Origin of the sequence: Rhodococcus sp. M8, assembly GCF_015654185.1 — a bacterium.
Classification (GTDB): domain Bacteria; phylum Actinomycetota; class Actinomycetes; order Mycobacteriales; family Mycobacteriaceae; genus Rhodococcus; species Rhodococcus aetherivorans.
In genome coordinates this window covers 89132-110793 of sequence record NZ_CP064066.1, presented here as the reverse complement: position 1 = coordinate 110793, position 21662 = coordinate 89132, and the positions used below count along the sequence as shown (strand labels likewise).

Below are 21662 nucleotides of genomic sequence, written 5' to 3'. Positions count from 1 at the left end.
GACATGTGCATGTTCCAGACAGTCGTGGACACCGCGATTCTCGCGCAAGGCGCCGTGAATTTCGACATCAACCCGGAGGTGCCGCCGGGCGCGAACGGCCTGCTCAAGCTGCTGAACTGGCTGCTGTGGGGCGTGACGCTCGCGTGCGTGGCGGCCCTGATCTTCTCGGGCGGGAAGTTCGCGTGGGAGAAGTGGCAGCACGGCTCGGGGACTCACCGAAGATGCTCGTCGGATCGCTGGTCGGGGCGATCGTCGCCATCTCCGCCAACCAGATCCTCAGCGCCGTCACCAGCGCGGCATAAGGCAGGGCGAGCGATGCAGGTGTCCGCACAGGGCGTGGTCAGCCCACCCCCCGACGTCCTCGAAGGGTTCCAGACGCTTCTGGGCTACGCGGCCGGGATCGTCTTCCTCCTGTGTGTGGCCAAGGTGATCTTCGTCGGCGCACGCCTGGCGTGGGACCACAAGCACGGCGCCGGCCTCGAATCCCCCACCGCGGCCGAGTTCGTCGCGGCGAACATCGGCGCGCTCCTCGCCGGCGGCGTGGCCGCCACCCTCGCCACGATCCTGCTGGCCACCGCACAGGGGCCCCAAGCCCAACAGCTCGGAGGCGGCCATTCCCCGACCGTCATCGACCAGCTCGAACAGCTCCAGCAACAGCAGCAACCCGACAACGAGGAGAACGAATGAGGAGGCGTCGGTGGGCGCGGGCCGTGGTGGTCGCGGTGGCGCTGGTGGCTGTGAGCTGCGGGGGATCGGAGACGACCGAGACCGCGGTGTCGCTGACCGACCCGCCGCAGATCGCTCGGTGGGTCACCGTCGGTGGCATCGAGGTTCCGATCGGCACCACCGACGGACCGCGAGGCGGCGAGTGGGAGCCCTTCGCCGGGTTCAGCCACACCCCGCAGGGCGCGGCCCTGGCGGCGATCACCCAGTCGGTGCAGCTGGCCACCGCCTCCGACCGCACCTGGCCGACGATCCTGGCCGGGGTGGCCGCCCCCGGCGAAGGCCGCGACCTGTACGCCGCCCACCGCGCCCTGGTGGAGATGTCGGGCACCGACCCCGAGACGGTGCCGACCATCGTCGGCTACACCCTCGCCGACTACAGCGACACCGCCGCCACCGTCGACGTCATCCAGCGGTTCTCCGACAACTCGCTCGCCTCCGCGACCACCCAGGTGGTGTGGATCGACGACGACTGGCGACTGAACCTGCCCAGCAACGACACCGCCACCATCACCGCCCTCGACGCGCTGCCGTCGGAGCTGGTCGACCTCGAGGAGACCCGCAAGTGACCGAGCAGAACACCACCGGCCAGACCGGGGACACGAACACTTCCTCACTCGAGGGCGCCGAGAACGAGCGCGCCTCGGCAGCAACGAAACTCACCATCGGGTTGGCGGCGGTGGCCGTCATTGTCGTCGTCGGTCTCGTGCTGAGCATCGTGATGCTCTTCCGCGGTGACGATGCCGAACCGCTGGTCTCGCTCGACCCGACCACTGACAACGGGGCTACCGCCCGACTCGAAGACCTCCAGTTCATGCCGGAACCCGTCTTCGACAAGCTCCACCGCGTCATCTACGTGCCGCTCGACCCCCACGGGGTGATCCTGTCCGACGCCCTCGCCACCGGGAACCGGCCCGCAGAGCAGGCACCGAGTGGGGTGATGCTCCAGCGCATCCACGGCAACATGGATCTTCCGTTCTCGACCTCCGACGGCCCCACCGGATTCACCGACAGCGGTGTGGCCACCGGGTTCGCGCGCACCCCGCAGGGAGCGGCGCTCGCCGCGGCCCACTACTTCGGGTACCTCGCTGCCGGCGACAACCGGGTCAAGATGCTCACCGAAGCAGGCCGGGTGTCGGACCCGACCGGTCAGTTGTCGACAGTGAAGCTTCCCGACAACACGCCGACTGGGGCGATGCCGATGGTCAACGTGACTTTCCATCCGGATCTGACTCTGGTGAAGTTCGGCGCCACCGTCGAGCGGCCGAGCGGGGCCACCGAGATCAGGGTGTCGAAGATCCCGGTGGTGTGGCGCGAGGGCACCGGATGGGTTGTCCAACTGGATTCGCCCGCCTTGGGTGGCGAGTTCGAGCCCATGTCGTCCGAAGGGTGGCAGCAGTGGTGGTGAACCGCAGCCTGCTCACCGGCATTCTTCGGCTGCTCGCTGTGATCTGCGCCGTTGCGGTCGTCGGTATCGGCGCAGCGGGTGCGGCATACGCGCAGGACACCGCTCCGTCCGGGGACTCGTCCGGCGGCAGCATCGACAGCACCGAGGTCGAGGAACAGACCGACGAGGACTCGGGATTCGACTGGCTCGAAACCGGTCTCGGGGGTGCGACCTGTGCCAACCCTCTTGGGGCTGCCATCAGCGGAGCCGTGGATATGTTCACCGATTCAGACGTTCCCGACTGCTTGGACGCAGCTGGCAACGTCGTCGATGCCGGAACGGGCGCGATCGAGGACGGCATCAATGACGCCGCTGCCGGCGCGGTCGAAAAGACTGCGCTGTGGATCGGCAATGCCGGTGTGGCGGTGTTGAAGTTCGCTCTCGGGTGGTGGATCACCGGCACCGAGATGGACGGGGACACCTTCCAGAGGACCGTGGCCACGGTCAACGACTACACCTTCTACATCCAGGTCGCCGCCTTGTCGTTGTCGCTGATCCTGCTCGGCGGGCGTCTGGCGCTGGCCCGCTCGGGGGCGATCCGCGACACCTCGGAAGAGGGCCTGAAACAACTGGCCCGCGCTGTGGTGCTCGCCGGGGGAGCAACGACGATGATCGTGCTCGGCACCCGTCTGGCCGATCAGGTGTCGGCGTGGTTCATCGGCAGTGCGGTCGGCTCCGATCCGTCCCGCCTGGCCGAAGCGATGGTGACGATCCAGCTCTATGCGGGTCCGGCCGGTGTCGGTTTGCTGTTCTTGATCGGCCTCATCGGGATGCTCGGCGGTTTGATGATGGCGTTTTTGATGCTGCTGCGCACCGGCATCCTGGTGCTCATGGCGGCGGCACTGCCCATCGCGGGTGCGGCCGGGGGCACGAAGGTCGGCAGCCAGGCATTCGAGAAGATGCTGGCCTGGACGATCGCGTTCCTGCTGGTCAAGCCGGTCGGGGCGTTCGTGATCGGGGTCTCGGCGATCCTGTTCCTCGAGGCCACCCCGACCATCACCGACCCCGAGAACGGGGACGGGTTCATGGCCCTGTCCGGGGTCATCACCTTGTGCGCCGCGGCCCTGGTGCTCCCGGCGCTGATGCGGCTGATCGTGCCGAACGTCGGCGCCCTCGGTGGCGGCGGCAGCGGCATGGCGGCCGCGGCCGGTGCGGCGGCGGTCGGCGCGAAGGTCGGCGGCATGATCGCCACCGGCGGTGCCAGTGGCGCAGCGTCCGGAGCGGCGACCACGTCGTCGACGTCGACGAGCATGGGCAACCCGCCCAGCGGCGCCCAGACCGGCGGCGCACCGTCCGGTTTCGGTACGGCAGGCGGGGGACCGGCCGGCAACCAGCAGGGCACCCCCTCCGGTGGCGGTGCCGGCGCGGCTCCGCAGGGCAACCAGCAGGGCACCCCCAGCGGCGGAGGGAATGGTCAGCCCGGCGGCAACACCTCCGGCACTCCCGGCGGCGGGTCCTCCGGTGATGCGGCGGCCGCGGCCGCGGTGGCGTCCGGTGCCGGTCGGCAGTTCCACCGAGGGGGCTTCGAGCAGTGAGCGAGGAGAAGACCTACAACACCTACGGCAACTGGCGCCGGCCTCGGGAGACCGGCATTCTCGGGGCCACTTTCGGCACCTCGATCGCCGCGATCGCCGCTGCGGCCCTGGTCATCATCACGGGCCTGTTCTTCGGCCTGAAGGTCACCGTGCTGCTGGCGGTCCCGATGATCGCCTGCTTCATCCCCCTGGTCATCTCCCGTGACGGGCGTTCCGGTTACGAAAGGGCACTGATGCGATTCCAGTTCTGGCGCGGCCGCCGTCGCGGTGAGCACACCTACGCCTCGGGCACGTTCTCCCGCGTCCCGGGGCGGGCGTACCGGCTGCCCGGGGTGCTCGCCGACACCGAGCTGTACGAGGGCATCGACTCCGACGGGCGCACCTTCGGGATGATCCACATGCCCAGCCAGGGTGCCTACACGGTCGTCTTCGACGCCTACCCCCAAGGCGCCGAGGCCGTCGATCAGGACGTGATCGATCACTACGTCGGCAACTGGGCACAGTTCCTGTCCGCGGCGGGGGAGACCTCGGACATCCTCGCGGTGGTCACCACCGTCGAAACCCTGCCCGAGACCGGCATCGAGCTCTACGAGACGGTCCACCAGAACACCCGCGCCGACGCCCCGCAGCTGGCCCGCGACGCGGCCTACCAGCTCGCCACCGGGCTGACCACGGGCGGCATCCGCCTGGCAGCCCGCATTGCGATCACCTTCGAGGCCAAGACCACCGAACGCAAACAGGACCCCTCCGAGCAGGCCGTCGAGCTCGGCCGCCGGCTGCCCGCCCTGACGGCGTCGGCGGCACGGGCCGGTGTGCCGTGCTCACCGATGGATGCCGACGAGGTCATGGCGTTCGTGCGCCGCTCCTACGATCCGGCCTCGCTCGTCGATGTCGAAGCCGGCCTGCACTCCGGCGACGGCACCGGCTTGAGCTGGGAGGACTGCGGCCCGCGCACCGCACTCGAAAGCCCGGACGGCGGCAAATACGTCCACGACGGCGCGGTGTCGGTGACCTGGGAGATGCGCGAAGCCCCCAAGGGCGCGGTCACCGAACGGGTGCTGCAAAGGTTGCTGGCGCCGAACGACGCGGTGCCGCTCAAGCGGGTGTCGGTGCTCTACCGGCCGCATTCGGCCGGCGATGCCACCGACATCGCCGACCGCGACTACCGCAACGCGATGGCCGAAGCCCACGGCGGCTCCCTCAAGAACGGCTCGATCGCCTCGGCGAAGTCGCAGATCGAGGTCGCCGCGACCGCGCAAGCCCGGATGGAGCAGGCCCGCGGTGCGGGCATGGTGCGCTTCGGGGTGCTCATCACCGTCACCGAACCGGCCGGCAGCGCCGATGTGCCGAAGATCGACGCCCTGGTCGAAGACCTCTCGCGCCAGAGCCGGCTGACGATCCGCCGCTCCTGGTGCTGGCAGGCCGCCGCGTTCGCGGCCTGCCTCGGTGTCGGGGTCATCGCCCCCGACCACACCACCATTCCCAGCTTCCTCAGCAACTGACACGCAAAGGGCTATAGGCATGAGTGCACGCAACGCCACGAGATCGTCGCGGCTGCTCACAGCGGAGAAGATCGCCAAGACTCTGCTGTCGGACGACGAGCTCTCCCGCCTCGAAGAGCAGGCCGCCACCGCAACCGGACTCACGAAGGCATGGAAGAAAAGCCTGGTCACCCGCCAGTACAGTCGCCGGGCGACGGTGGAGCGGTTGACCCGAATCAACACCGACGGCTTCGACCGCCAGGTCGCCGATCTCGACGCCCGCGGGTTCGACGGGGCCGGCGGGGGCCGGATGTCCACGGTGATGCCCCCGGTCGAATACCGCGGCACGAGTGTGCAGGTCGCCGGGATCTACCCGTGGATCGTCGGGGCGAAGGCCCCGCTGCTGGGCACCCCGCTCGGCCGGCATCTGACCACCGGAGCCGCCGTGGGTTTCGATCCGCTCTACGCCTGGACGATGAAGGCGATCACCGCCCCGTCGTGTTTCATCTGCGCCCTCAACGGCTTCGGCAAATCGACCCTGCTGCGCCGCATCGCCCTCGGCGACATTGCGCGAGGCACATTGGTGCTCGTGCCCGGTGACGTCAAGCCGGACCTGCGGGTCCTCGCCGAGCAGGTCGGCGGGCAGGTCAGCGAGGTCGGCTACGGCACCGGCGCGATCAACCCGCTGGGCCGCGGCCCGATCGGCGACGCGATCGAGCAGCTGCCCGCCGGCTCCCTCGCACGAGAAAAGGCCGAGTTCGCGCTGCACGCCCGCCAGCTCAACATGATCTGTGCCCTGCTCGAGATCGTCCGCCGCGGCCCGCTGCAGGACTTCGAGGAAACCCTGCTGGCCTCGGCGATCCGGCTGCTCTACGCCCCGGGCTCGACGTTCGACAACAATCATGCGGCCCGGATCGAGGACCTGCTGACGCTGATCGCCTCCGGCCCGGACGAGCTGAGGGACGACGCGGTGGCCGACACCGCCGAGGAGTACCGCGGTCAGATCAAGCCGCTGCTGCGCTCGCTGCGGGCGCTGGTCAAAGGCCGGTTCGGAGAGACCTTCAACCGGCACAGCACCGTGCGGATCGATATCACCAAGCCGATGGTCGACCTGGACATGTCCTCGGTGCCGCCGGGGGACGAGTTGATGCGGGCCGCGGTGCTGCTCGCGGGCTGGAACGAGGCGTTCGCGGCGGTGGAGGCGGCGCACATTCTCGCCGACAACCAGGTGCCCGGCGCGAAGTCGATCGCGGCGCACATCATCTTGGACGAGGTGTGGCAGGTGATCCAGACCGGCAGCTCGGCGGTGGCCCGGTTGGATGCGGTGCAGCGGTTGCAGCGGTCGATGGGTGTGGCGCTGACGCTGGTCACCCACTCGTTGGCGGACTTCGAGAAGGTCGGCGCGCTGGGCATGATCGAACGCTCCCGCGCCCGGATCATCGGCCCGGTCCCCGAAGCCGAACTCGACCGCCTCGGTAAGTTCATGACGTTCTCGCAGGCCGAACGCGCGATGGTCACCGGCTGGGCCAACGACACCACCAACTCGGTGGAGGAGAAGAAGACACTGCGCCAAGCCCGCCGCAAGGCGCTGGCCTCGGCTGACGGTGATCCCGGCGTGGCGGACAGCACGCGCACCGCGGCCGGTGTCGGGCATTTCCTGCTCAAGCTCGGCGAAGGCGCGACACCCGGCACCCCGTTCAAGGTGTGGGTGCCCCAGGCGGAGAAGGACTCCGGGATTCACGACACCGATGCCCGTCTGCGGGCCGCCGACGAAGACCGGGGCACGGAGTTCGCAGCATGAGCCGGCGTGGCCGTCCCGGCACTCGCCGGTACACCCTGGTCGACGAGCTCACCCGCGAGGCCGCGATCGAGACGGTCCTGGGGCGCATGCAGGCCGGGGACAGCTTCACCGCCGCCACGCGTGCCGCCGCGGCGCAGCTGGATGTGGCCGAGACGACGGTGCGGGGCTGGGTCAACCGCTCCGGCCGTCGCCCCCGCCGCACCGAACGCGATGTCGCCGCGCTGGAGGCGGAGCTGGCGTTGGCGCAGGAGCTGAACCGGGCGTTGGCGCGCAAGCACGGGGTCGTGATCGAGGGTCTGAGTCTGCGGTGACCGACAAGGGGGGCACCGGGCTGATCGCGCTGATCCTGGCGCTTACGCTCATTCCGTTCTTCCTGCTCCTCGTGCTGGTGATGGGGATCCAGGACGAACAAGACCGCGAGAACGGCACGACCTGCCTCGGCCCCGGTTCGGGTGTGGGGTCGGGGGACCGGCTCGCACCGACCGGCTCGTTCCTCAAACCGGTCGATCCCTCCGCCGTCACCCTCACCTCCAGGTTCGGTGAGCGGTGGGGGACCCAGCATCAGGGCATCGACCTGGCCGGCGCCGTCGGCACCCCCCTCTACGCCTCGGCCGACGCGGTGGTGCGCCATGCCGGCCCCGCCAGCGGGTTCGGGCAGTGGGTGGTCCTCGACCACGTGCAGGGTGGGCAGCTGGTGTCCACCGTGTACGGGCACATCGACACCTACACCGTCGCCGTCGGTGAGCAGGTCCGCGCCGGGCAGCAGATCGCCACCCTCGGCAACCGGGGCCAGTCGACCGGCCCGCACCTGCACTGGGAACTCTGGCCCGGCGGCTGGGGCACCGAAGCGGTGGATCCGCTGCCGTACTACGAAGCCGCCCCCGCCCCGGGACAGTCCTCGGCCGGGCCGACCACCTCGGTGCCGCCGGCCCCGTCCCAGGGGAACTTGGCGCAGCCGTTGCCGCCGTCGGCCGGCTCCGAGCAGGGCCTGCAGGTAGATGCGAAGAAACTCGCTCGGGCGATGCACCTGAAGTTCGGCGACCGGATCGCGGGCCTCGGCGGGTGGCGTGCCGACGGTGGTTACGCGACCGATCACACCGAGGGTCGGGCTGTGGATGTGATGATCCCGCACTACCGCTCCGGCGAGGGGGTGGCGCTCGGGGACGAGATCACCGATTACGTGCTGGCCAATGCGGAGTTCTTCGGCGTCGAGTACGTGCTCTGGCGGCAGACCTACTATCCCGTCGGCGGGGCCCCGAGCCTGATGGAGGACCGCGGCTCGCAAACCCAGAACCACGTCGACCACGTGCACATCAGCGTCCGGGGTCAGGGCACCGACGAGAGGTTGGTGTCGTGGGGAGCGCTGCCCGGTGGCAGCGGCAACGCCACCGCCGCGGCGGCGGACTGCCTCATCTCCGGCGACGGCGTCGGCGACCGGCTCGCCGACGGCACGGTGCCGGACGAGTTCGCGGTGTGGCTCGAGCGGGCCGGGTCGATCTGCCCGCAGATCACACCCTCGTTGCTCGCCGCGCAGCTCGCCGCCGAGAACGGCTTCCGCCACGGGGATTCGGCTCCGGTGTCGGTGACCGGGGCGAGGGGACCGGCGCAGTTCATGCCCGGCACGTGGGCCAGCTACGGCCAGGACTTCGACGGCGACGGAACGGTGGATCCCAACAGCATCGGCGATGCGGTCATGGCCCAGGGCCACTACATGTGCACCATCGCCGCCACCATCGACGGCGCAATCGCAGACGGGGTGGTCTCCGCCCCCAACGGGCGCACCGAGCTGTACCTGGCCGGCTACAACGCCGGCGAAGGCGCGGTCCTGGCCTCCGGGGGCTTTCCGACCGGGCACACCGACTACGTGGTCCAGACCCGCCCCTACGCCGACAAGATCATCGCCGCCGAACCGCAGTACCGAGCGATGAGCAACCAGTGAAAAGAGGGAAGCCCGTGAGGATCACACGCATCACCGTCGCGGCGGTGTGCACCGCGGCCGCCGTTACGTTGGCGGGCTGCGGCAGCGAGACCACCGACGGCCAGCAGCACACACACGTCGGCAGCGACGACCACCAGGTGATCGAGCCGCTCTCACCCCAGCAGACGGGCGCCGACCAGACCGCGATCACCGCCCTGCAGATGATCCTGTCCTGGCAGCCCGCCATCGACGAGAGCAAGGCCGACGCCCTGATCCGGGCCACGGCGTATCTCGGCGGGGACCTGCTCGCCGTCGCCGAATCCGGCACCCGAGCCGAGGTACGCCCGGACCCGGACTGGCAGCAGTGGGCCGCCTCGAAGGACGCGGTGGCCGCGACGTGTGTGCGGGCCGACTCCACCCCGGCCGCCCCGGACGGGATGCGCACCCTCGTCATCGACCTCACCTGTACTCAGACGGTGCTGCACGCCGGCGGGCGCAGCACCCGCCTGACGCCGCAGCTCTGGCGCACCACCGTCACTCGCACCGACGCCGGGTGGCGACTGATCGACTACCGATTCCAGCAGTAGAAGGGGCGCACGACGATGGCACAAGCGCGACGGGATCGGCCTCGCACCTCCTCGGGCGCCGACGAGGTGTTCCTCACCGCGTTTCCCGTCATGGTGGTCGTGGCGTATCTGCCGACGATCGCCTACAACACCGGCGGGGGCCAAGATCCCACCTGGAATCCGATCGGCCTGCTGTTCGCCCTGGCACTGGGGGCGACGAGCTGGCCGGCAGGCGCGACCATCGTCCTCGGCGTCGAGCTGGTCCTGCTGGCGGTGGTCGCCGGGGCCGGGTGGTGGGCGCTGCGCCGGTTCGGGGTGCTCGAGACCCTCGAGGGCACACGCTTCGAGAAGCGCATCGATCGTCTGGCTCGCACGATGGTCGATCCGCGGGAGGTCGACGAGGCCGACCCGACGTACCTCGCCGCCTCCACCGACCGGCTCGCCCCGGCGATCCCGACGACCCATCCCGGCTACCTCGGTATCCCCCTCGGTGACACCGTGGTCGGGGGTCGCACCGTGCGGATGACCTGGGAATTTGTGGCGATCGCGTTCGCCGGTGCCCGGATGGGCAAATCCGCCGGCTTCGCGATCCCGGCGATCTGCCACGCCCCGGGGGCGGCGCTGGTGGCGTCGAACCGCGGGGATGTGTACTCGCACACCGTCGGTCTCCGCCGCCAGAGCGGGCGGGTATGGGTGTTCGACCTGCAAGGGGTGAGCACCGGTAACCGGCAGCAGCGAGCAAGCTTCTGGTTCAACCCGCTGCGCACCGTCACCGACCTGCCCTCTGCTGCGGCGGTGTGCGGCTACTTCATCTCCGCCGCCACCGACGCCGGCGCCCGCGTCGATGCCTACTTCGACGGCAACGCCCGCGACCTGTTCGCCTCCTACCTGCTCGCCGCCGCCCTGGCCGGCGGGGACATCCGACATGTCGTCGAGTGGCTGACCCACACCCAATCGCAGATCCCCCCGGCGGTGCTCGAGCAGTACGGCTACCCGGAGCTGGCGCGCACGATGCGCGGCAAGCAGGCCGTCAACGCCAAGCAACGCGACGGCTTCTACGACATGGCCCGCCGGTTCCTGTCCCCGTTGGACGAGCCCCGCTACGCCGAAGCGGTCCTGCCGAACCGGCGGGTGGTCATCGGCACCGACGCCCATGGCACGGTCACCGTCACCCCGGGTCGCCGCGTGCACGAGCTGCCGGAGTTCATCTCCGCGGAGTTCGTCCGCCGCACCGACACGATGTACGCGATGTCCAAGGACGGCCCCGGCTCGTCCTCCGCGATCTCGAGTGCCCTGGTCGGGCAGATCCTCACCGGCGCCGAGGAGTACTCCGAGCAGCAGGAATCCGAACGGATGCCGATCCCGCTGACGGCGGTGCTCGACGAGGCCGCGAACATCTGCAAGCTCGAGGACCTGCCGCGCTGGTACTCGCACTTCGGTGGCCGCGGGATCATCCTCATCACCTTCTTCCAGTCCCCCTCCCAGGGCGAGAAGGTCTGGGGCCGCGAAGCGTTCAAAGCCATGGTCGATGCGTGCAGCGTCATCTGGTACGGCGGCAACGTCGACGACGACGGGTTCCTGTCCGGCCTGGTCGATGCCGTCGGCACCCACTACGTCGACACCGAATCCCGCAGCCGCCCCGCCGGCTTCTTCTCCAGCAGTCAGGCCAGCGTGTCGAGCAGCTGGCAGAAGGAAACCATCTTCGAGAAGCGGGACCTGCGGGCACTGCCGAAAACCCGTGCCCTGGTCACGATCGGTGGCTCGACTCCGATCCTGGTCCGCAAAGCCTTCTGGGGTGACTCCCCGTTCGCGGAGGCGATCCGCCAGTCCACGAAGGACAGCAAGAATCGCGGGCTCAGCGAGCAGAAGTCGCTGCCCGTCGGCTCCTCCGACCGGCCGGTGGCCGACCGTCCCTCACCGACAACAGGCGACGACACCTGGCCGGATCACGCACCGGTTGCCGGCGAACCCGCCGTGGAGTCCTCCCGCACCGCTGCCCTGTTTACGTCCGAATTCATGTCGAAGGAATGAGCATGGTGAATCTGCCCCGAACGACCGACGATCGCTGGGACACCGGCAACGACGCCGGGGACGGAACCCACGACGAGACGACCCCGCCCCCGGCGGCACCGGCCTTCACGCCGCAGCCTCGGACACCGGCCGCCTCCGAGCCCTCGCCCGAACCCGAGCAGGAGAAGAAGGAGCCAAAGTACGCGAACGTCGTCGAGTTCGTCAACGGCTTCTTCCTGCCGGTGATCCGACGCCGGATCAGCGACAACGACGGCGGCCTGTCCTGGGACCCACGGTGGTGGGCCTACCCCGAGGTCGTCGCCCGCCTGACCGCGCTGCACCAGGCATGGGAAGAAGCACGAACCTCGGACTCGATGTCCGCCATGTCCTCGTGGTGGATCCAGCACCTCGAACCGCACCTGCGAGTCATCCTCGACGGCGACACCGGACCGATGGCCAACGCCAAATCCGACCGCAGCTTCATGGGCTGGCCTGCCATGCCCTCCGATGCCGTACCGGCAGCGGTCCTCGACGCAATCTCGAGGCAGAACGAAAGATGAGAGCAGGATCGAGCGTAGGTAGTTCCTTCGTGCTGCCTCTCACGTATCCGGTTGATGCCGAACACAGCGGCCTCGCCGTCGGCGAAGCCGTCAACGCGACAGGTCGGGCCCTACCTCCCGTGCGGGGCCGTCATCGGCAGGCTCAGGTCCCGCACTGTTCGGCTCTCGGGTCCTCCGACTCAACATCTGCTTGATCGGGCGCGGATGCCCGAGGAATGCAGCCGCGATGTCGGGTCCAGCAGTCGGCGGTGACGTGGGTGTGGCGGCGCTTCCGTCGGACTGCACCACAGGCGACCTCGACAGATACTCCAGCCAGCTCTGAGCCCTGGCGAGGGACCGTTCCTTGTCTTCGGTGTAGGTCGTCGGCCAGTCGATGCCGCCAGCGATCCGGGCCTGGATGTCGGCAGCCGTCACCAACTGTTGCGCTACGAGTGCCGCCACGAACTCGTAGTCCTTTTCTCTGCCGGCGATCGTCTTGGCCACGCACAGATCCACCGGGTCCAAGCACAACCCGGTCCGCCCGTACAGGCTGGATGCGTCGTCGTCGACAACGAAGTGGACGAGCCGATTGTCCCAGTTCGTCGGCAGGACCACGACGTCCTTGTGGATACCTTCGACGTAGAAACCGAAGGCAGTGTGGAAAGGGGAGTCCTCGCCGAGCCGGGCATCGAGCAACAGAAGTTTGTCCTCGACCGAGGGCGGGTCCGTGATCCCACTCAACGGCAGGATATCGACTTCACGGGACAGGAAGGTCGCAGGGGGCAGCTCATCGGTGTCGAAGCTACCGAGGATTGATTGAGAGCCGAGGACGATCACACGCGGCTCGTCGAGATTGGCGCACGCAGCTTTGATCGCGCGACCGAGTTCTTCCCGATTCACCGTGTCGTGCCGGCTTTGAACCGGGTTCCGAACTCGGTGAGCACGCGTCGGCGTTCGTCCTCGCTGAGCAGCACCGACAGCGGGGACAGATTCCGCATCTCCCGGCTGGTGTCATCGTCCGACTCGACGATCTTGCGGATACCGTCGATATCGTTGTCGCGGACGATCCTGTCCCAGCGATCGATGTAGCGGTCCATCAGCGGACTGCGGTTGACCTGTCGGCGGATCGTCTGGAGGCTGCGGCGCACGGGTTCGGTGTCGATCGAGATGCCGCTGGTCACGATCTTGTCCAGGACCGCGGACTGCACGAGCTGTTGACGCAGGGTCTTCGGCGTGACGACGCTCATCTGTCCCACCCCTACTCTGACTTCCCACACTCGGCCCTGGCCCTTCCCATGATAGGGGGACTGTACAGCCGTTTCATGTCCACCTCGGTGTGCCGAAGCAGGTCTGAGCTCCCCGCCGCCACAGGACACCGGAGCGTCCTTTCTCCGAATAGGAGCGCACATGGACTCCAACGCGCGCGAAGGCGAAGCCGTGGCCATTCTGGAGAGCGAGATGCTCAGACTCGTAGCGGCCACTTCCTCTACAGATTGATGGCACTCGCTGAGCGATCCAATCAGGCTCGCGCAGTCCTGCCCTCGGTTCCGGATCTGCCCGGCACGGCATAGCCATCACGATCAGCAACTGAGTGTTGCTTCCTGGCTGTGTTCGATACCCATCGCGGGAACAAACGCGGCCTCGTTGGTGTGGTCGGGTCGGCGTTCGATGTTGAGCATCTCGGCCACCGACCGGGGGTGGCTGCTCATCGCAGCACCGATCGCATCGAGCAGTTCCTGACTGAGCTGGTTCAGGTTGACCGGCGACAGGGGAGGGGCGACTTCGTCGTCACCGTTGATCGGGCCGACCGCGGTGGCCAGACCCCGGCCGGCGGACTCGAGCACCGCCCCGATCCTGCCCAGATCCCCACGGTCCGTGGGTGCGGGCTCGTCGACCCGTTCGAGCTGGTCGGACACATCCGCTTCGTGGCCTTCGACCACCGGTTCGGTGCGTGTATCGGGGCCGCCGGGCGCGAGCGAACCGTCCGCGGCCTTGTCGAAGTTCATCTCTACGGTGTCGGCGTCGGCGGCGCGGGCGAAGGATTCGACAACTGACGCGGGAACGTCCGCGGTGGGTTCGACCACCGCGAGGTGCTGGGCGGACAGGTCGGCGAGCTTGTCGAACGACGGCACACTCTTGGCCGCGACGTAGCTCAACGCGACCGCCGCAGCGGCGTCGAAGACACGCTTGTCGGCGTCCCGGTCGGCAGCCTGTCGCTCGGCAATGAGCCGGTCGATCTCGTCCGGGGGCATCTGCACCTGCACGTACCGCTGCTGTTCTTGCCGGTACTGCTGTGCTCGCAGCGCTTCGAGTCGCGCAGCATTCTCCTGCGCCAACCGCTCCCACCTGCGGGTGTTCTGCGCCTGCGCGCCCAGGTGTCGAGTGGTCGCTGCCGCTGCCAGAACCTGGATGGAGGTCTGCTGCGCGGGCTGTCCACGGAACGCACCGAGAACGTCGCGCATCGACTTCGGTGTGGGTGCCGGCCGGCCCTGAGCGCGTCGATTCTCCGCTGCACGGAGAAAACCCACGAGGTCGACAACGTCCTGGGTGGCCTGCGCCCTGGCCGGCCTGCGCTGCGGCACCGCCGGCACACCGGCCGGAGCCACGGTCTCCGAGAACGGCGGAATCGAGGCGTCGGTGGGGTGGGCCGACCGTCCGCGGTTGCGCAGAAACCGTCGCTTCTGGTCGTTGTCCGCCATCGTCCTTCTCCTTGTGCCATTCGGGGTCGGGGGTCGTAGCCGGCGGGCTTACAGTTCCCGTTCTGGACCGTTGTCGTGTTCGAGCGGGTCGCGGTCGATAGGGGCGTTCGCTGCCGAGGCCGCCTGTGTCCGTCGCGGCTCGTGGCCGCCGGTGAAGTCGGTTCCGCCGGCGTTGCGGCGGGCGAGTTCGGCGTCGATCTGGCCGATGATGGTGCGTTCGGCGGTGATCGATTCTTCGAGTCGGGTGATGCGGTCGGTGATCCGGCCGAGGGCCCGCTCGTCGGTGGCGCGGGCGCGGGCCTTGGCAGCTTCGGCAGCCCGGTAGTGCTGGGCGCCGCGTTCGATCACGGCCCAGCGACGCTCGAGTGGTGCCACCTGTTCGGCTGCGGCCACGGCGGCGCGAGCGGCATCGATCTGCTGTTCGGTGGCCTGCGGGGAACGGGTCAGGGCGTCGAGGCGGGCGCGGGCATCGCGCACCGCCGCGATGTTGCGTTCGTCGATCTCGACCTGCGCCAGGGACCGTTCGACGGCTCCGAGCGCGGACTTCTCGCCTCGTGCCCGGTCGAGCTCGTCCTTGGCCAGCGACAGCAGCATCGCGTCTTCGGTGAGCCGGCCTTGGCTGAGCGCCCGTGCCGAATGCAGTTCGGCGTCGGTGTAGCGGGCGTACGGGCCGACCACCTCGTCGATGGTGTGTTCGGGTCGGTGCAACCGTGCGATATTCGCGGTGAGGGCTGTCTTCCGGGCTTCGCGGATGTGCGCCATCGGGTCGTTCTCGTCGTCGGGTGCGTGGGCGAGCACCCGCGAGATCGCGATCTCCCGCACCGTGGACTCCCACAGTCGCACCCGACGGGGGTCCGTTCCCCGCTGGCCGACGGCGACGATCCACGGTGCGCTGCGTTCGAGTGCGGTGGTGGTGTAGGAGTCGATGAACGCGTGCATCTGCTGCTCGCACGAGCGGGCGTAGGCGGCGAGGATCGGATCCGCTTCGGCCGCGGCCTCGGTCAACGCGGGCACGCGGTAGGCGGCCACCGCGTCGGTGCGGCGGCGTGGCAGCTGCGCTGCGTCCTCGGCATCGATGCGCTCTTTCAGGGCGCGGGCGATGACCCGGCCGGGGGAGTTGCGGTCGGTGTCGATCCGGCCGGCCTTGCCTTCGGCGCTCATCACCGCCGCGGCCTGGCGCAGCAGGGCCTCGGTGTCCCAGCCGAAGGTTTCCGACTGGGCGACGGAGGTGACGATCTGATCCCATCCGCCGAGGCTGTGCACCCAGCCGAACTGCTCGTCGGTGAGGATCCGGCTGAGCAGCTGCTCGGTGTAGTCCTCGTACAGCTCCCCGAGGGCCAACATGTAGCTGTTGGTGATCGTCGACCAGGACGCGGCCTTGCGCTGTTCGTCTTCGATCATCTGATGCACGGTGCGCTGCGAGCCGTCGCGGGCGATGATCTTCGCCAGCAACCCCATCGCGCCGGGATGCTCGTCGGGGTGATGTTCGAAGTCCCAGTCGGGCAGCTCGTCGTGGGCGGCGTAGACGATGTTGGTGTGCTTGCCGCGGCTGAGCGCCACGTACAGCGACTGCCGGTCCATGTTCGCCCCGGCGAGCACGTGGCAGCTTCCCACCGTCATGCCCTGCGAGCGGTGCACCGTGGTCGCGTAGCCGAGTTGCACGTTGTCGGTGATGTAGTCGGCGGCGACGGTGACCTGCCCGCCGCTGATGTTGTTGCGCAGCCGCAGCGAGCCGTCGGCGCCGATTGCGGCCACGGTCCACAAATCGCCGTTCTTCACCCGACCGGCCTTCTTGCCGTCGGAGTCCTTCACGACGTACTTGGAATTGTTCTTCCGTGTGACCACCACGTCCCCGACCGCGGCCTCGAGACCGTCGGCCAGGACGATGCCGGGGCCGGTGACGGTGCCGCCTGCGCGGTAGTAGGCGGCGGCCTTCTCGTTGAGCTGGCGCACCAGATCGTTGGTCGGGGCGACCATCAACGCGACCTGGCCGGCCTCGACGTCGGCGACGTAGGCGTCGAAGACCAGATCGGCCAGCTCGTGCGCCATGCCCTGCCGGATGCGATTGTTCTGCTCGTACCACTCGAGCACCGTCACATCGCCCGTGCGCAATTGCAGGCTCGCCTCGGCCTCACCAACGGTGGCGAAACGGTGGACCTTGCGTAGGAACGGGGCGTTGGTGCGATCGGCCAGATCCCGCAACACACCACCGGCTTCGACGGAGGCGAGCTGCTGCGGATCGCCCAGCAAACGCACCACCGCCCCGGCCTCGGTGGCGATGCGCGTCAGGTCCGCCAGGTCGCGGGCCGAGGCCATGCCCGCCTCGTCCACCAGCAGAAGATCACCCCTGCCGATGCCGGTCGGGATGCCGACGCGGTGGCGGGTGAGCACGTCGGCGATGGTGCGTCCCTCCACCGAAATTTCCTCACCGAGCACTTCGGCGGCCCGGGCCGACGGCCCCAGGGCGAGGACGTTTCCGTTGACCGCTTCCCAGGCGCGGGCGATCACGGTGGCCGCGGTGGTCTTGCCGGCGCCGGCCGCACCGACCGCCACGGCCACACGCGTGCGGGCGGTGAGGAAGTGGGTGATCATCGCGAGCTGATCGGCACCGAGCTCGTGCCCGTTCGCCTGCTCGATCCGGCGCAACGTGCGGCGGATGATCCGCTCGGCCACGGTGTGTTCGTCGCCGGTGTCGGCCTGCTGGCGCATGAAGTCCTCGGCGTCGAGAACCGATTGAGCGGTGTAGCGCATCTGCGCGCGATCGACCAGCAGACTGCGCCGCCGCCCCCGCTCGATGCGGTCGCTGATCCGCTCGGGCAGGTGGTATTCCTCGACGTCGATGGGCAGGCAGTAGTCGCGCAGGGCGAGTTCGAGCGCGTCATCGTGAATGACGTGCAGCTGCTCGTCGTCGGCGAAACTGAACTCTCGCAGTCGTCTCTCGATCTCGGCGGTCACCGAGAACACCGTCCACGACCCGACCGTGTGCGAGAGCGTCTCGACGACCTCGTCGACGAGGGCCGGCACCTGTTGCGGAGTCAACACCGGTCGGCGGTCACGTTCACCGCGGACAGATTCGACTAGCTCTGCGGGATTGTTCCCGGCGAGAATCGCCTCGGCCCGCTCACGCCATTCGGCCCGCAACTCGGCCAGGGAACGTGGGGGATTCTTCGCGTTGCGGGTGTCGAGGGTGGCCTGTTGCGCGTGGGCGTACTGCACCTTCTTCGGTGGATTCTTGCCGTAGCGGGTCTTGTAGTCGCGGGCCAGTTCTTCCTGGCGTGCCTCGATCGCGGCGCGGCGGGAGAACTCCTCGATCAGGGACGGTGGGATGCCGTCGACCTCGTAGACCGGTTGCTTGCCGACCGGTGTATCCGCTCTCGGGGCGAAGGTGACACCGAGCTTGCGGGCCACCAGATCGGCCACGCGGGTGTTGTACTTCTCCGACGCCGCGACGTTCGCCTTGTAGAGAATCGACCCGTCGATGGTGGTCCATCGGCCTTCGGCATAGACACGATTGAGCACCGCGCTGTGGGTGTGCAGGTTCGGGTCCGCAGCGCGATTGTCGAAGTGATCGAACCGGGCGATCAACAGCCCTTCGGCCTTGACCTTGCGCTCACCGCCCTTCCCGCGGCGGGTGTAGATCACCTGATCTTCGATCCACTCCAACGCTTCGTCCACGGCCTGCTTGTGCGCTTCTTCGACCGCGGCCTTGACCTGCGCGTCGCCGAGGCCCCACAGCAACGAGATGGACTTCATCGGGGTGAACACCAGGTCGTAGCCGGCCACCGGCTGACGCGCCTTGTTGTACTGCTCGGTGATGAACTGCCACACCTGTTCGTCGCTGAGCAGGTCCGCCTTCTCACCGTTTTCGCGGCCTAGGTGCTTGCGGGCGGTGGCGAACTGGATGTCCTTCTTCGCCTCGGTGGTCGGGTACTCGCCGTGCTGCGCCTTGTACGCGGTGCACAGTTCCTCGACGTCGTGGACGTACTCCTGGCTGTTCTGAAACCACGAAAACGCCCGACCGAGGGCGGTCTCCCTGGACCAGTTCAGGTGCACTTCGGCCGACGCTCCGGGGCCGGGCCTGGTGTCCAAGGCGTTCGGGGTGCGGGCCGCACCGAACACCGACCGCATCGCAGATTCGGTGACCTCGGTGCCGACCTCGACACCGATCTTCTCGGCCAATTTGCCGCACCAGATGCCGGGCGGAGTGCCCTTCGCGACGTAGTAATCGACCGCATCGGGCTTGCGGGACTCGGTGGCGTCGCCCTTGGCGACATGCTTGGTGAGATAGACATAGCCGTCCCCAGCATTGAGCTTGTGGACGGTCATCACGGCGCCGATTATGCCACGTCGCACCTTTAGTGCATAAGGTGTGTAGGGATTGTCAGGTCGAACGGAGTTCGACCTGAGCTCTGTCGGAACCTCGACGGTTGCGACAGAGCAGCGGAGCTGCGGGTAGTGGCCAGATGGTGGTGCGTTCTCGTCGGTGAGGTGACCGAGGTGGTGCTACGTCGCAGTCGCGACAGACCGGTGTGCGGAACTCCCCGCGGGCGCGGCGAGCCGATAGACTCCGGGCCCATGGCCACCTCGTCGACGTCGGCAGCGCGCCGATCACTGCGTCCCCACACTGCCCCGAACGTGCGGGAGAACCTGCGACGCGAACGCGAGCGCGTCCTGGCACGGCAGGCCGAACTGCAGAAGCTGGCAGCGCCGATCACCGACGCTGCCGCGAAGCTGGCGAAGCTCGATGTGGTGCTCGAGTCCCGGGCGGCCACGCCGCGGCGCAAGATCGAGCAGCTGGAGAGGGCACGGGATCGGCGCATCGCGAAGATCCAGCAGGAGTACGCCGCCAAGATCGAGGCCGTGAATGCGGAAGCAGAGTCGGCCGGCGTACACCTGACGCCGGAGGAACAGGCGCAGGAGTCGTCGTTGCTGCGCGAGTACGCCCTCGCGATCGTGGAGTTCGGCAAGAACGCCTCGGCCGGTGAACTTGCCCCGCTGCTGGGTGTGAGCGCGCGGGAGGCGAAGAAGATCATCGAACAGGCGAAGAGCGACCTGGACACGCCCGACATCCCCGCCTCGCCTGCGGCGTCGGCGCCGGCCTCGGCACCTGGTGCCGGCGACACACAGCCGGTGGCCGCAGCATCGTGACGCTGCGCCGGTCATGAGCCCCGACAGCGAGCCGTCGCTCGACTTCGGGTTCCCCGAGTGCGACGCCGAGTACGTCGCCTCGGGGGCGTCGGAGCAACCGCGGCGGGGGCGGGTGGTCGACAACTCGCTCGCTCCGTCACGGGCGAACGTCGCGGCGTTCTGGGCGAAGGTCGTCAAGTCACCGACGTGCTGGTACTGGGTCGGTGCGATCAGTGCACCCGACGGGTACGGGCGATTCAACTTCCAACGCGCCAACCGGCAACGCACGATGCTCGCGCATCGCTTTTCGGTGGAGCTGGTGCACGGGCCCCTCGACCCGGACGTGGTGTGCGAGCACAAGTGCAACGAACCGTTGTGCGTGCGCGTCGGGTCGGAACATCTGGTGGAGTCCACGCACAGCGAGAACGTGCGCTACGCGATCGCGCGCGGCCGGCTGTCGGGACACACGCTGCTCGACGGGCAGGGGCGCTCACGCTACGAACGATCCCTGGCGATCCGTGAGGCGTTGCGGGACGGGTACGACGCAGAAGCACTGCTGCACGCGAAGATCAATCCAGGTGACTCGCAGGGCACCCTCTTTTGATCAGGCCGGCACCGAGTCAGCGAGGACCCGTGTCGACCATCTGGTTCCGGTCGCCCGCGGCGGCGTCGACGCGGAACCGAACCGGGTGAGCACCTCGACGCTGCGCAACTCCGCCGAAGCACTGGACCCTCGACGAGCTTGGCTGGAGCCTCACCGCACCCGGGAACCACAGAATCTGGGACGGCCTGTCCGGAGTTGATGGCCGACAAGTACCTGGCCCGCTGATTCCGCGCGACGATCGATGTACGCTCCACCCTGACATAACCCGTGCGCAGTTATGACCTCCGAATAGTCCCGCCAGGCGCTCGCGCAGTCCCGGGTGCTCGTGTGGGGCGTCAGGTCCAGAGGTTGTAGATCCTCCCTATCCGGTGTGGGTCTGCGCCCGGTGTGCGGCGGTCGCTGCCAGTTCGACCGCTTGGGTTTTTCCTTGCCCGCTACCGAGCAGGGACCCCGGACGGTAGGTGATCTGCACGATCGATGCTCCCACCCGGGCGCTGACCCAATAGCTCGAGTTCGCAGGCACATCCGGATACCGGACCATGGCCGTGGTCTGCATGCGAGCAACGGACTCGTCACCGACCGCAGCGTCGAAGAGTTCCTGGTCCTCCTGAAAGGTGTAGCCGGCAGTCCCAGCGCCCATCTGCCAGGACACACACCGCTCGACGACGGCTCGATACGCCGCCAGCGCTGTCGCAGCGGCCTGCTCGTTCCGGTACACGAACGCCTGGCTGGTGATCGCTTCGACTTCTGCAGCCTGGTCGAAATACCAGCCGGCACCGGCCTGATCGGTCATCTCCTCGGTGCGCAGCGTCCAGGATTGGTTGCTGCACTCCGGTTGCGACGCGGGCTGCCGCTGCGTCGACTCGGGGTCACCATCGTCATCCGGTTTCCATCCCGCTCCGGGCAGCTGGTCCGCAGAGAGAACCAGCTGGTCCGCGGCGAGAGAGGCCGGCGTCGGGGCCGCAGACGTCGTCGATGTCGCGGAGGTCGGAGTAGCCGACGGCGACACCGCACTGCTCGTAGGGAAGGCCGCTGACGTCGGGGTAGTCGATGATGGCTCCTGCGTCGCCGTGTCGGAGTCACTGCCGGACGAGCACCCGGACAATCCCAGCATGATCGCGCCGACCACAGACACCGTCGGTGCCCAACGCCGAGTTACTCCTTGACCGGTTCTCAACACGAAGCACAAGGCTAATCGACCACGCTCCTGGC

Annotated in this window: 18 protein-coding genes and 1 pseudogene; 14 read left to right on the top strand and 5 right to left on the bottom strand. The window is 68.4% G+C overall.

Annotation, left to right across the window (positions count from 1 at the left end; translation table 11 throughout):
• Window positions 1-9 precede the first annotated feature (9 nt).
• The 12 genes and pseudogenes from ISO16_RS28230 to ISO16_RS28175 all read left to right on the top strand — a co-directional run bounded on the left by ISO16_RS28230 (window position 10) and on the right by ISO16_RS28175 (window position 12041).
• Window positions 10-302: pseudogene (locus ISO16_RS28230) on the top strand (hypothetical protein).
• Window positions 303-315: 13 nt separating this feature from the next.
• On the top strand, window positions 316-687 hold the full coding sequence (locus tag ISO16_RS28225; RefSeq protein ID WP_010596727.1) for a hypothetical protein: 372 nt from the start codon (window positions 316-318) through the stop codon (window positions 685-687).
• Window positions 684-1292, top strand: a complete 609-nt coding sequence (locus ISO16_RS28220) for a hypothetical protein (protein WP_051009426.1) — start codon at window positions 684-686, stop codon at window positions 1290-1292. Before ISO16_RS28225 ends, ISO16_RS28220 begins: the two co-directional genes overlap by 4 nt.
• A complete protein-coding gene (locus ISO16_RS28215; RefSeq protein ID WP_010596725.1) occupies window positions 1289-2131 on the top strand; it encodes a hypothetical protein in 843 nt (280 codons plus the stop codon). The genes ISO16_RS28220 and ISO16_RS28215 overlap by 4 nt, the downstream gene beginning before the upstream one ends.
• A complete protein-coding gene (locus ISO16_RS28210; protein ID WP_010596724.1) occupies window positions 2122-3705 on the top strand; it encodes a hypothetical protein in 1584 nt (527 codons plus the stop codon). The genes ISO16_RS28215 and ISO16_RS28210 overlap by 10 nt, the downstream gene beginning before the upstream one ends.
• The gene (locus tag ISO16_RS28205) at window positions 3702-5207 is read left to right on the top strand and encodes an SCO6880 family protein (protein ID WP_010596723.1); all 1506 of its coding nucleotides are present in this window, start codon (window positions 3702-3704) and stop codon (window positions 5205-5207) included. Before ISO16_RS28210 ends, ISO16_RS28205 begins: the two co-directional genes overlap by 4 nt.
• Before the next feature lie 19 nt (window positions 5208-5226).
• Entirely contained in the window at window positions 5227-6987 is a 1761-nt protein-coding gene (locus tag ISO16_RS28200; RefSeq protein WP_072636227.1) for an ATP-binding protein, read from the top strand.
• The gene (locus tag ISO16_RS28195; RefSeq protein WP_072636228.1) at window positions 6984-7298 is read left to right on the top strand and encodes a hypothetical protein; all 315 of its coding nucleotides are present in this window, start codon (window positions 6984-6986) and stop codon (window positions 7296-7298) included. Before ISO16_RS28200 ends, ISO16_RS28195 begins: the two co-directional genes overlap by 4 nt.
• Entirely contained in the window at window positions 7295-8926 is a 1632-nt protein-coding gene (locus ISO16_RS28190) for a M23 family metallopeptidase (RefSeq protein ID WP_072636229.1), read from the top strand. Before ISO16_RS28195 ends, ISO16_RS28190 begins: the two co-directional genes overlap by 4 nt.
• Window positions 8927-8940: 14 nt before the next feature.
• Window positions 8941-9492, top strand: coding sequence for a hypothetical protein (locus ISO16_RS28185; protein WP_072636230.1), 552 nt, complete (start codon window positions 8941-8943; stop codon window positions 9490-9492).
• 15 nt (window positions 9493-9507) lie between these two features.
• Window positions 9508-11502 (top strand): type IV secretory system conjugative DNA transfer family protein, encoded by a 1995-nt coding sequence (locus tag ISO16_RS28180; protein ID WP_072636231.1) that lies wholly within the window; start codon window positions 9508-9510, stop codon window positions 11500-11502.
• Between the two features lie 2 nt (window positions 11503-11504).
• Window positions 11505-12041: a DUF4913 domain-containing protein gene (locus tag ISO16_RS28175; protein ID WP_072636232.1), complete on the top strand. Its 537-nt coding sequence runs from the start codon at window positions 11505-11507 to the stop codon at window positions 12039-12041.
• Window positions 12042-12131: 90 nt separating this feature from the next.
• Here the strand turns inward: ISO16_RS28175 and ISO16_RS28170 are convergent, their stop codons facing one another.
• The 4 genes from ISO16_RS28170 to mobF all read right to left on the bottom strand — a co-directional run bounded on the left by ISO16_RS28170 (window position 12132) and on the right by mobF (window position 19045).
• The gene (locus tag ISO16_RS28170) at window positions 12132-12920 is read right to left on the bottom strand and encodes a DUF6036 family nucleotidyltransferase (RefSeq protein WP_195886211.1); all 789 of its coding nucleotides are present in this window, start codon (window positions 12918-12920) and stop codon (window positions 12132-12134) included.
• Window positions 12917-13267: a hypothetical protein gene (locus ISO16_RS28165; RefSeq protein WP_029547237.1), complete on the bottom strand. Its 351-nt coding sequence runs from the start codon at window positions 13265-13267 to the stop codon at window positions 12917-12919. The genes ISO16_RS28170 and ISO16_RS28165 overlap by 4 nt, the downstream gene beginning before the upstream one ends.
• 333 nt (window positions 13268-13600) lie before the next feature.
• Entirely contained in the window at window positions 13601-14719 is a 1119-nt protein-coding gene (locus ISO16_RS28160) for a hypothetical protein (protein WP_029547236.1), read from the bottom strand.
• Between the two features lie 48 nt (window positions 14720-14767).
• A complete protein-coding gene (mobF, locus tag ISO16_RS28155) occupies window positions 14768-19045 on the bottom strand; it encodes a MobF family relaxase (protein WP_083662558.1) in 4278 nt (1425 codons plus the stop codon).
• Window positions 19046-19294: 249 nt separating this feature from the next.
• Between mobF and ISO16_RS28150 the strand changes: the two genes are divergently transcribed.
• The gene (locus tag ISO16_RS28150; RefSeq protein WP_072636234.1) at window positions 19295-19867 is read left to right on the top strand and encodes a hypothetical protein; all 573 of its coding nucleotides are present in this window, start codon (window positions 19295-19297) and stop codon (window positions 19865-19867) included.
• Between the two features lie 13 nt (window positions 19868-19880).
• Window positions 19881-20450, top strand: a complete 570-nt coding sequence (locus ISO16_RS28145; RefSeq protein WP_072636235.1) for an HNH endonuclease — start codon at window positions 19881-19883, stop codon at window positions 20448-20450.
• A gap of 361 nt (window positions 20451-20811) precedes the next feature.
• Here ISO16_RS28145 and ISO16_RS28140 read toward each other — a convergent pair whose 3' ends face one another.
• Window positions 20812-21243 (bottom strand): hypothetical protein, encoded by a 432-nt coding sequence (locus ISO16_RS28140; protein WP_139311036.1) that lies wholly within the window; start codon window positions 21241-21243, stop codon window positions 20812-20814.
• Window positions 21244-21662: the final 419 nt, after the last annotated feature.

Coding starts and splice junctions, on each gene's coding strand:
- ISO16_RS28165 (WP_029547237.1), bottom strand. CDS start 13,267: ATGAGCGTCGTCACGCCGAAGACCCTGCGTCAACAGCTCGTGCAGTCC.
- ISO16_RS28225 (WP_010596727.1), top strand. CDS start 316: ATGCAGGTGTCCGCACAGGGCGTGGTCAGCCCACCCCCCGACGTCCTC.
- ISO16_RS28150 (WP_072636234.1), top strand. CDS start 19,295: ATGGCCACCTCGTCGACGTCGGCAGCGCGCCGATCACTGCGTCCCCAC.
- ISO16_RS28220 (WP_051009426.1), top strand. CDS start 684: ATGAGGAGGCGTCGGTGGGCGCGGGCCGTGGTGGTCGCGGTGGCGCTG.
- ISO16_RS28180 (WP_072636231.1), top strand. CDS start 9,508: ATGGCACAAGCGCGACGGGATCGGCCTCGCACCTCCTCGGGCGCCGAC.
- ISO16_RS28160 (WP_029547236.1), bottom strand. CDS start 14,719: ATGGCGGACAACGACCAGAAGCGACGGTTTCTGCGCAACCGCGGACGG.
- ISO16_RS28140 (WP_139311036.1), bottom strand. CDS start 21,243: ATGACCGATCAGGCCGGTGCCGGCTGGTATTTCGACCAGGCTGCAGAA.
- mobF (WP_083662558.1), bottom strand. CDS start 19,045: ATGACCGTCCACAAGCTCAATGCTGGGGACGGCTATGTCTATCTCACC.
- ISO16_RS28145 (WP_072636235.1), top strand. CDS start 19,881: ATGAGCCCCGACAGCGAGCCGTCGCTCGACTTCGGGTTCCCCGAGTGC.
- ISO16_RS28195 (WP_072636228.1), top strand. CDS start 6,984: ATGAGCCGGCGTGGCCGTCCCGGCACTCGCCGGTACACCCTGGTCGAC.
- ISO16_RS28175 (WP_072636232.1), top strand. CDS start 11,505: ATGGTGAATCTGCCCCGAACGACCGACGATCGCTGGGACACCGGCAAC.
- ISO16_RS28200 (WP_072636227.1), top strand. CDS start 5,227: ATGAGTGCACGCAACGCCACGAGATCGTCGCGGCTGCTCACAGCGGAG.